The following is an 8,734-nucleotide window of genomic DNA, read 5'->3' as shown; positions in this document are numbered from 1 at the left end:
AACGCCTTCAAATCGACCGGCGTCTCGGCCGATGTCTTGTCATGCCCAAACACGCCGGCGGCGCCTTCCAGGAGCTGGTTTTTCCAGATCGTGATCTGGTTCGGATGAACATCAAACAGTTGCGCCAGCTCCGCCAGTGTCTTGCCGCCTTTGACCGCAGCCAAAGCAACCTTCGCCTTGAATGCCGGAGAATGCGTCCGGCGGCTCTTCTTCGTCATCTTCGCTCCTGATTCGCAGCAAGAATCCTCGCCGCTGTCAGGCAGAAAATCCACTCAAGCTACTGTCCGAATTTGCGGGGCCAGCTCTGTGTCCCTCGGCATGTACAACGCACGCGAAGACATCGATGTGATCGTGCGTGCCCCTTATCAAGGCGCGACGATGCTCGTGTGATCTAACGAGCCTAAGAAGTTCACGTGGCGTCGAGGTAGCTCGCCTTGAGATCTAGAGCGCGAGATCGCGCACGTCATTACATCGCAGGTGAGCACCTGTAGGTTTCAATAAGTATGAAGGATTGGAAGCCAGACTTGCGGCCTGCTTCCGCCTTACACCGCAGAGCGTTGCTGTCGCGCATAAACTCAAAAACTCCGCCGTGAATTTCACGCGCGGCCGCCTTGTTCCATTTCGAACACCGCCAAACCAAGAGTCCCTCGCAAAGGCGAGATGTCGGATTCGCAACAACAGCCCGTCACCGTACAAGTCGCGCTAAGAAACTGTTGTTGTTCTAGTTTTAGTGCTCATGAGACCCTGGCATGCCGGTTGCAAAGTCTTGGATCAAGAAGCCGCCCTCCCAACAGCTAACCTTTTAAAGGACACCAGATGAGTCTCGCCACGACCAACAGCGTCGCAGAAATCAGGGCTCGCAACAAAGAGCTGATCGAGGAGGTGCTGAAGGTCTATCCGGAGAAAACCGCGAAAAGGCGTGCCAAGCACCTCAACGTGCACCAAGCAGGTAAGTCGGACTGCGGGGTGAAGTCCAACATCAAATCCATACCCGGCGTGATGACGATAAGAGGGTGCGCCTATGCAGGGTCGAAGGGGGTGGTCTGGGGACCAATCAAGGACATGGTTCATATCAGCCATGGCCCGGTTGGCTGCGGCCAATATTCATGGGGCTCGCGGCGCAACTATTACGTTGGCACCACGGGCATCGATAGCTTCGTGACTCTGCAGTTCACCTCCGACTTCCAGGAAAAGGATATCGTATTTGGCGGCGACAAGAAACTGGACAAAATCCTTGATGAAATCCAAGAGCTGTTTCCACTCAACAACGGCATTACGATACAATCAGAGTGCCCGGTAGGGTTGATCGGTGACGATATCGAGGCGGTGTCAAGGGCGAAATCCAAAGAATATGGAGGCAAGACCATCGTGCCGGTCCGTTGTGAGGGCTTTCGGGGTGTGTCGCAGTCACTAGGCCATCACATTGCAAACGATGCGGTACGCGATTGGATTTTCGGGCATATCGAGGCCGAGGGCAAACCAAAGTTCGAGCCGACACCATACGATGTTGCGATCATCGGAGACTACAATATCGGCGGCGATGCTTGGTCGTCGCGAATTCTGCTTGAAGAGATGGGACTACGGGTAATCGCGCAGTGGTCCGGCGACGGTTCACTGGCCGAGCTCGAAGCAACGCCGAAGGCAAAGCTCAACATTCTGCATTGCTACCGTTCCATGAACTATATCTCACGCCACATGGAAGAGAAGTTCGGCATCCCTTGGTGCGAGTACAACTTCTTCGGACCTTCAAAGATCGCGGACTCACTGCGCAGGATTGCGGGTTATTTTGACGACGAGATCAAGGAAGGCGCCGAGCGAGTGATCGAGAAGTATCAGCCGCTGGTGGACGCCGTGATTGCAAAATATCGCCCGCGCCTCGAGGGCAAGACGGTGATGCTGTACGTCGGCGGCCTTCGTCCGCGTCATGTGATTGGCGCGTACGAGGACCTCGGGATGGACGTCATTGGCACTGGCTACGAGTTCGGTCACAACGACGACTATCAGCGCACAGCTCAGCACTACGTGAAAGACAGCACCCTCATCTATGATGACGTCAATGGCTATGAGTTCGAGCGCTTCGTCGAAAAACTCCAGCCTGATCTTGTCGGCTCAGGCATCAAGGAAAAGTACGTTTTCCAAAAGATGAGTGTGCCGTTCCGGCAGATGCATTCGTGGGACTATTCGGGTCCATATCACGGTTATGACGGCTTTGCGATCTTCGCGCGCGACATGGACATGGCCGTCAACTCGCCAATTTGGAAAAGAACGAAAGCTCCCTGGAAGGAAGCGCCGAGCGCCAAGCTCCAAGCTGCAGAATAACGCAACTCGTCTCGCTCTCCGGGAAAGCCCGGGCGATTCCAATCTGATAGTGAAGGATTTCACCGATGCCGCAGAGTGCCGAACACGTGCTCGATCATGTCGAACTGTTCCGCGGTCCAGAATACCAGCAAATGCTGGCGAAGAAGAAGATATTCGAGAATCCGCGCGATCCTGCCGAGGTCGAACGTATCAAGGAATGGACCAAAACGGCCGAATATCGCGAAAAAAACTTCGCGCGGGAGGCGCTGGCGGTAAATCCGGCGAAGGCGTGTCAGCCGCTTGGCGCCGTATTCGCCTCTGTCGGCTTTGAGCGCACGCTGCCCTTCGTCCACGGCAGCCAAGGCTGTGTGGCCTATTACCGCAGTCATTTGTCGCGGCACTTCAAGGAGCCTAGCTCCTGTGTCTCTTCGTCAATGACGGAAGATGCTGCCGTATTCGGCGGTCTGAACAACATGACCGACGGGCTCGCGAACAGCTACAAGATGTACAAGCCCAAGATGATTGCGGTTTCCACAACCTGCATGGCCGAAGTGATCGGCGATGACCTGAACGCCTTCATCAAGACGTCGAAAGAAAAGGGCTCGGTTCCGGCAGACTTCGACGTGCCGTTCGCCCACACGCCCGCATTCGTTGGCAGTCACGTCACCGGCTACGACAATGCCCTCAAAGGCATTCTGGAGCATTTTTGGGACGGCAAGGCCGGAACAGCGCCGAAGCTGGAGCGCAAACCGAATGGAGCGATCAACATCATTGGCGGGTTCGATGGATATACCGTCGGGAACCTTCGCGAGATTAAGCGCATCTTGGAATTGATGGGCATCCAGCACACAGTTCTCGCCGACAATTCTGAAGTGTTCGACACTCCGACAGACGGCGAATTCCGGATGTATGACGGTGGTACGACGCTGAAGGATGCGGCGAACGCGATTCACGCCAAGGCGACCATCTCCATGCAGCAATGGTGCACGGAAAAAACGCTGTCATTTGCGGCAGAGCATGGCCAGGACGTTCTATCCTTCAACTACCCGGTAGGCTTATCAGCAACGGATGACTTTATCGTCGCGCTGTCACGCATCAGCGGCAAGGAGATTCCGGAGCAACTCGCGCGAGAACGTGGCCGCTTGGTTGATGCCATTGCCGACTCAAGCGCTCATGTTCATGGCAAAAAGTTCGCGATCTATGGCGATCCGGATCTTTGCTATGGATTGGCTGCGTTTCTGCTCGAACTCGGCGCCGAGCCGACCCATGTGCTGTCCACCAATGGCAACAAAGCGTGGCAGGAGAAAATGCAGGCGCTGCTTGCAAGCTCGCCATTTGGACAGGGCTGCCAAGTCTATCCGGGGCGGGATCTCTGGCACATGCGTTCACTCTTGTTCACCGAGCCGGTCGATTTTCTGATTGGCAACACCTATGGGAAGTATCTGGAGCGTGATACCGCAACGCCACTGATCCGCATCGGCTTTCCGATTTTCGACCGGCATCACCATCACCGCTCCCCCATATGGGGCTATCAGGGCGGTCTGAATGTGCTGGTCAAGATCCTGGACAAGATCTTCGACGAGATCGACAACAAGACCAACATTCTTGGCAAAACCGACTACAGCTTCGACATCATTCGTTGATGAGCAACTACACGTGCCATCGTCCAGGACTGGACGATGGCACGAGCACATAACGGTTGAGTTTACAATTTGTTGCCCTGAGAGGAAGCAGGATGAGTTCACTGGCGGCCACGGTCCAGGATATCTTCGACGAGCCGGGCTGCGCCAAGAATGGCAGTAAGTCTGAGGCGGAACGCAGGAACGGCTGTACCAGACAGTTGCAGCCGGGTAGCGCTGCGGGTGGCTGTGCTTTCGACGGCGCGAAGGTTGCGCTGCAGCCGTTCACCGATGTCGCTCACTTGGTACATGGCCCGATCGCGTGCGAAGGTAATTCCTGGGACAATCGCGGCGCGGCGTCGTCCGGCTCGGATTTGTGGCGCACCGCTTTCACAACCGATTTGAGCGAAACCGATATTGTATTCGGAGGCGAGAAGCGGCTGTGCAAAGCGATCAAGGAGATCATCGACAAGTGCGATCCGCCCGCAATCTTCGTCTATCAAACCTGCATCCCGGCGATGATCGGCGATGACATCAATGCAGTCTGCAAGGCAGCGTCGCGAAGATTCTCAAAACCGGTGATCCCGATCAATTCTCCGGGCTTCGCCGGTTCGAAAAACCTCGGTAACAAGCTCGCGGGCGAAGCCTTGCTCGACTACGTGATCGGCACGCGAGAACCGGACTACACCACGCCGTACGACATCAATCTGATCGGAGAATACAACCTTTCAGGAGAGCTCTGGCAGGTGAAGCCAGTGTTAGACGAGCTTGGAGTGCGAATTCTCTGCTGCATTTCGGGCGATGGCAAATACCGCGAAGTCGCTTCATCTCATCGCGCGCGGGCGGCAATGTTGGTGTGCTCAAAATCCATGATCAACGTGGCACGCAAGATGGAGCAACGTTACGGGATCCCATTCTTCGAGGGGTCGTTCTACGGTATTCAGGATTCAAGCGAATCGCTACGCCAGATCGCCCGCTTATTGGTTGAGCGCGGCGCCCCGGCAGATCTGCTCGGGCGCACCGAAGCGGTGATCGCGCGCGAGGAAGCGCGGGCGTGGGCTGCCATCCAGCCGTACAAGCCGCGACTCGAAGGCAAAAGGGCCTTGTTAATGACCGGCGGTGTCAAGTCATGGTCGGTCGTCTCGGCGCTCCAGGAAGCCGGGCTGGAATTAGTCGGAACCAGTGTGAAGAAATCGACCATGGAAGACAAGGAGCGCATCAAGGAGCTCATGGGGCAGGATGCCCACATGATCGACGACATGACTGCGCGCGAAATGTACAAGATGTTGAAGGACGCAGAAGCGGACATCATGCTATCGGGCGGCAAGTCGCAATTTGTCGCGCTGAAGGCGGCGGTGCCATGGGTCGATATCAACCAGGAGCGTTGCCACGCCTATATGGGCTATGCCGGAATAGTCAAGCTGGTGGAGGAGATCGATAATTCGCTCTCAAGCCCGATGTGGGAGCAGCTACGTCGGCCAGCGCCATGGGAGGCTTTGGCCAAAGCGCGGGAGCAGATGCAGTCCATGGCCGCGATCGCCGGCGATCCGGTCCTCGCCGAAACAGCGCGCCGCGCGAGGAATATCTGCGTGTGTAACAGGGTTGATCTGGGCACGATTGAGGACGCAATCTCCGTGCACGGCTTGAGGAGCGTCGCAGCGGTCCGAGAGCATACCAATGCGGCCGGTGGCTGCTGTCAAGGACGCATCGAAGATATGTTGATGTCCGAGCCATCTGATATGCGACAGGCCGCAGAGTAGGGAGTCGCCATGGCCCTGGTCACGGCGCCGACAAAAGCCTGCGTTGTCAACCCGCTGAAGATGAGCCAGCCGATCGGCGGCGCATACGCCTTCATGGGGCTGCGCGGTGCGATGCCGCTTCTGCACGGCTCACAGGGGTGCACATCCTTCGGTCTCACGCTCTTTGTCCGGCACTTCAAAGAAGCAATACCGCTGCAGACCACCGCGATGAGCGAGGTCGCGACCGTACTCGGCGGATATGAAAATTTGGAGCAGGCGATACTTAACATCTCCAAGCGCGCTAAGCCGAAGATCATCGGAATCTGCTCGACCGGTGTCACCGAGACCAACGGCGACGATGTGGAAGCGTACCTCAAACTAATCCGGAGTGCGTATCCGCAACTCACAAAGTTGCCGCTCGTATATGTATCAACGCCTGATTTCAAGGGCGCGTTCCAGGATGGGTGGGAGAAGGCAGTTGCACGCATGGTGGAGGTGCTGGTGGACCGGCCAAGTGCCAATGGCCTGCGGGACCCCTCGAAGGTAAATGTTCTACCGGGGTGTCACCTGACGCCCGGCGACCTTGATGAACTCCGTGCCTTGCTGGAGGATTTCGGATTGTACCCCTCCTTTCTCCCTGACTTGGCGGGATCGCTCGACGGGCATATCCCCGATGAGTTTACGTCAACGACCATCGGCGGCATTGACGTCGACGAGATCGCGAGCATGGGGCGCGCAGGGTGGACCATTGCAATCGGTGCGCAGATGCAGCGCGCGGCTGAGGTCATGCAGACTAAAACCGGGGTGCCTTTTCGTGTGTTCGAGCGACTGTGTGGTCTTCATCCAAACGACGATTTCATGATGTTTTTGAGCGAGATTAGCGGGCGCCCGATACCCTCGAAATATCGACGCCAGCGCAGTCAGCTCGCCGATGCTATGTTGGACGCGCACTTCCATATTGGCGGCCGCAAAGTCGCGATCGGTGCCGAGCCAGACCTTCTGTTCGATTTATCCGGCATGCTGCACGATATGGGCGCGCAGGTGACCGTCGCCGTGACGACCACTCAGTCTGAGGTGATCGAGCGAATCAGGACCAAGGAGGTTCTCATTGGTGACCTCGAAGATCTGGAAGGATTTGCAAAAGAAAAGCATTGCGATCTGCTGATCACGCATTCGCATGGAAGGCAAGCGGCGGGGCGGCTGAAAGTGCCGTTCTATCGCGTAGGTTTTCCGATATTCGATCGGCTTGGCGCGGGCCACCAAGTATCCGTCGGCTATCGTGGTACCCGCAATGTGATCTTCCAAATCGCCAATCTCGTGATCGCGCATCGCGACGAGAATGACCGACCTACACCCGATAGGTGGCGGACCACGCCCGGACTGCCACAACACGTGGGGCATCGCCGCTCCACTGGCGCGCCTGAAAGGTCAATTGCATGAAGGTCGCTTTTGCCACTCAGGATCTGAGACGCGTCGATGCTCATTTTGGCTGGGCAAAGAATATTGCAATCTACGATGTCGCGCCCAGCGGGCATGTCTTTCTTAAAGCTATCGAGTTTGAGGGCGATCTTGAGGAGGACGGCAGTGGTGACAAGTTGGCGCCAAAGATCCAGGCGATCAAGGATTGCGCCATCCTATACGTCGCGGCCATTGGTGGTGCCGCGGCTGCGCGAGTGGTGGCCAGCAAAATTCATCCTATCAAGGTGAGCAAACCGGAAAGCATTCACGTGTTGCTGGAAAAGCTCGAGTCGGTGCTGAAGGGCACGCCACCTCCCTGGCTGCGCAAGGTCCTTGCAAAGGACCAACCGCGATCGTTTGAGTTCGACGAATGAGATGATATGACCGCAAAAATAGCGCAGCAGGGCAGCGTCGTCGACGCACCATTTCTAATCGAGTTAGTCAAGCTTTGGCGCGCCCAGGATACCAATGAAGCCTGGGAAGGGAAGAGCGACCTTGATCTGCTCGAACCCTATCCTGAACAGGGAGAGACGACGCGCATTGCCGATCATCGGTGATCCCGATCCCAATACACTATGGCGGCTTGAGTTGTTCTTCAATGCGGTCGGCCTGTCAGTAGAGAGGGAGACCGGCATTATGGTTCAGCCGATCCTGAAGCTGCATCATGAAGGCTTCGGGCGCATAGTGCTCATCGCAGGGCGGTTGGTCGCCGTAAACAAGCAGCTGCGCGACGTGCATCGCTTGGGATTCGATAATTGCGTCAAGCTGGCTCAAGAGGGGGATAGATATGTCAGCGAGGGAATTGGCCTGATTCGGAAATTTCCAGACGTGGCTAACTATTGAGGATACTCACTCATGGGCGATCAGTGAAATACTGAAGGCCGAACTAAAGAAAGTGTCCGCCAAGGCGATACAGGCCAAGATGGATCTGCACGACCTTTCGGAAGAATTGCCCATCAACTGGACGTCGATTATGGCGGTGGCGCAGAAGGCGTACGATGTCTATGTCGAACTGGAGCGCAAGAGTCGCGAGCTAAAAGAGCTGGAAAATACTTGAAGGGCAATGCATGTCATTTGCAACGCGAGACGGCCGCGACTGGATGCCACAATACCTAGCCTCGATCGATGCCAAGAAGTGCATCGGCTGTGGCCGCTGTTTCAAGGTGTGCGGTCAAGATGTCATGACTTTGAAAGGCATCAACGAGGAGGGCGAACTCGTCAACCTTGACAATGACGCGGACGATGAAGTCGAAAAAAAGATTATGGTTCTGAACGATCAGGGCGCCTGCATCGGCTGCGGTGCGTGCGATAGGGTTTGCCCGGCCAGCTGCCAGACCCACGTCCCAGCCGCAGCTGCATGAGCGAAGGGGATCTATCTCCCGTTCGCCGCAGCGCGTGGAGGGAGGCCCCGCTGGATCAGGTCAATCCGCAACGGAGACTCGTGCCAGCCGGCCCGAATGGCCCGATTTTTTCCCTGAATGGCAAGACGGAACGAGCGGAGATGCGCATGGCCGAATGCTGCTCAGCCCCGAGGCAAGCCATACCGGCTGTCTGGCGCCTGCTTGCAAGTCTCGCTCGTATCGCAGGATCCGCGTTTTTTTCGAAAAGCGACTTGGCCTT

General features: G+C 56.5%; 8 protein-coding genes and 1 pseudogene. 8 read left to right on the top strand and 1 reads right to left on the bottom strand.

The annotated features are described in order from the left end of the window. Positions 1-218 (bottom strand): transposase (locus IQ16_RS42080; RefSeq protein ID WP_145832203.1); only part of this gene is annotated, 218 nt, incomplete at its 3' end. 598 nt (positions 219-816) lie between these two features. Between IQ16_RS42080 and nifD the strand changes: the two genes are divergently transcribed. The 8 genes and pseudogenes from nifD to fdxB all read left to right on the top strand — a co-directional run bounded on the left by nifD (position 817) and on the right by fdxB (position 8,475). Beyond that, the gene (gene nifD / locus IQ16_RS42075; RefSeq protein WP_018648292.1) at positions 817-2,319 is read left to right on the top strand and encodes a nitrogenase molybdenum-iron protein alpha chain; all 1,503 of its coding nucleotides are present in this window, start codon (positions 817-819) and stop codon (positions 2,317-2,319) included. Between the two features lie 65 nt (positions 2,320-2,384). Beyond that, positions 2,385-3,941 (top strand): nitrogenase molybdenum-iron protein subunit beta, encoded by a 1,557-nt coding sequence (nifK, locus tag IQ16_RS42070; protein ID WP_011084553.1) that lies wholly within the window; start codon positions 2,385-2,387, stop codon positions 3,939-3,941. Between the two features lie 92 nt (positions 3,942-4,033). Beyond that, positions 4,034-5,677 carry a nitrogenase iron-molybdenum cofactor biosynthesis protein NifE gene (nifE, locus tag IQ16_RS42065; RefSeq protein WP_011084554.1) on the top strand — a complete coding sequence of 548 codons (1,644 nt, stop codon included), beginning with the start codon at positions 4,034-4,036 and terminating at the stop codon, positions 5,675-5,677. A gap of 9 nt (positions 5,678-5,686) precedes the next feature. After that, positions 5,687-7,096 (top strand): nitrogenase iron-molybdenum cofactor biosynthesis protein NifN, encoded by a 1,410-nt coding sequence (nifN, locus tag IQ16_RS42060; RefSeq protein ID WP_011084555.1) that lies wholly within the window; start codon positions 5,687-5,689, stop codon positions 7,094-7,096. Beyond that, on the top strand, positions 7,093-7,488 hold the full coding sequence (gene nifX, locus IQ16_RS42055) for a nitrogen fixation protein NifX (RefSeq protein WP_011084556.1): 396 nt from the start codon (positions 7,093-7,095) through the stop codon (positions 7,486-7,488). Before nifN ends, nifX begins: the two co-directional genes overlap by 4 nt. A 6-nt stretch (positions 7,489-7,494) precedes the next feature. Continuing rightward, positions 7,495-7,957 (top strand): annotated as a pseudogene (locus tag IQ16_RS42050) (NifX-associated nitrogen fixation protein). 19 nt (positions 7,958-7,976) lie between these two features. Continuing rightward, positions 7,977-8,171, top strand: coding sequence for a CCE_0567 family metalloprotein (locus IQ16_RS42045; protein WP_026312876.1), 195 nt, complete (start codon positions 7,977-7,979; stop codon positions 8,169-8,171). A 10-nt stretch (positions 8,172-8,181) separates the two neighbouring features. Then, positions 8,182-8,475, top strand: coding sequence for a ferredoxin III, nif-specific (fdxB, locus tag IQ16_RS42040; RefSeq protein WP_011084559.1), 294 nt, complete (start codon positions 8,182-8,184; stop codon positions 8,473-8,475). The last annotated feature ends 259 nt before the right edge of the window (positions 8,476-8,734 follow it).

This window comes from Bradyrhizobium huanghuaihaiense, from assembly GCF_007830635.1.
Lineage (GTDB): Bacteria > Pseudomonadota > Alphaproteobacteria > Rhizobiales > Xanthobacteraceae > Bradyrhizobium > Bradyrhizobium huanghuaihaiense.
Note: the sequence above shows the minus strand (reverse complement) of the source record. Positions and strands in the feature narration are given on the sequence as shown.

Bases quoted from the DNA above. Each gene is read 5' to 3' on its own strand.
- nifE (WP_011084554.1), top strand. From the start codon at position 4,034: ATGAGTTCACTGGCGGCCACGGTCCAGGATATCTTCGACGAGCCGGGC.
- fdxB (WP_011084559.1), top strand. From the start codon at position 8,182: ATGTCATTTGCAACGCGAGACGGCCGCGACTGGATGCCACAATACCTA.
- nifK (WP_011084553.1), top strand. From the start codon at position 2,385: ATGCCGCAGAGTGCCGAACACGTGCTCGATCATGTCGAACTGTTCCGC.
- nifN (WP_011084555.1), top strand. From the start codon at position 5,687: ATGGCCCTGGTCACGGCGCCGACAAAAGCCTGCGTTGTCAACCCGCTG.
- nifX (WP_011084556.1), top strand. From the start codon at position 7,093: ATGAAGGTCGCTTTTGCCACTCAGGATCTGAGACGCGTCGATGCTCAT.
- nifD (WP_018648292.1), top strand. From the start codon at position 817: ATGAGTCTCGCCACGACCAACAGCGTCGCAGAAATCAGGGCTCGCAAC.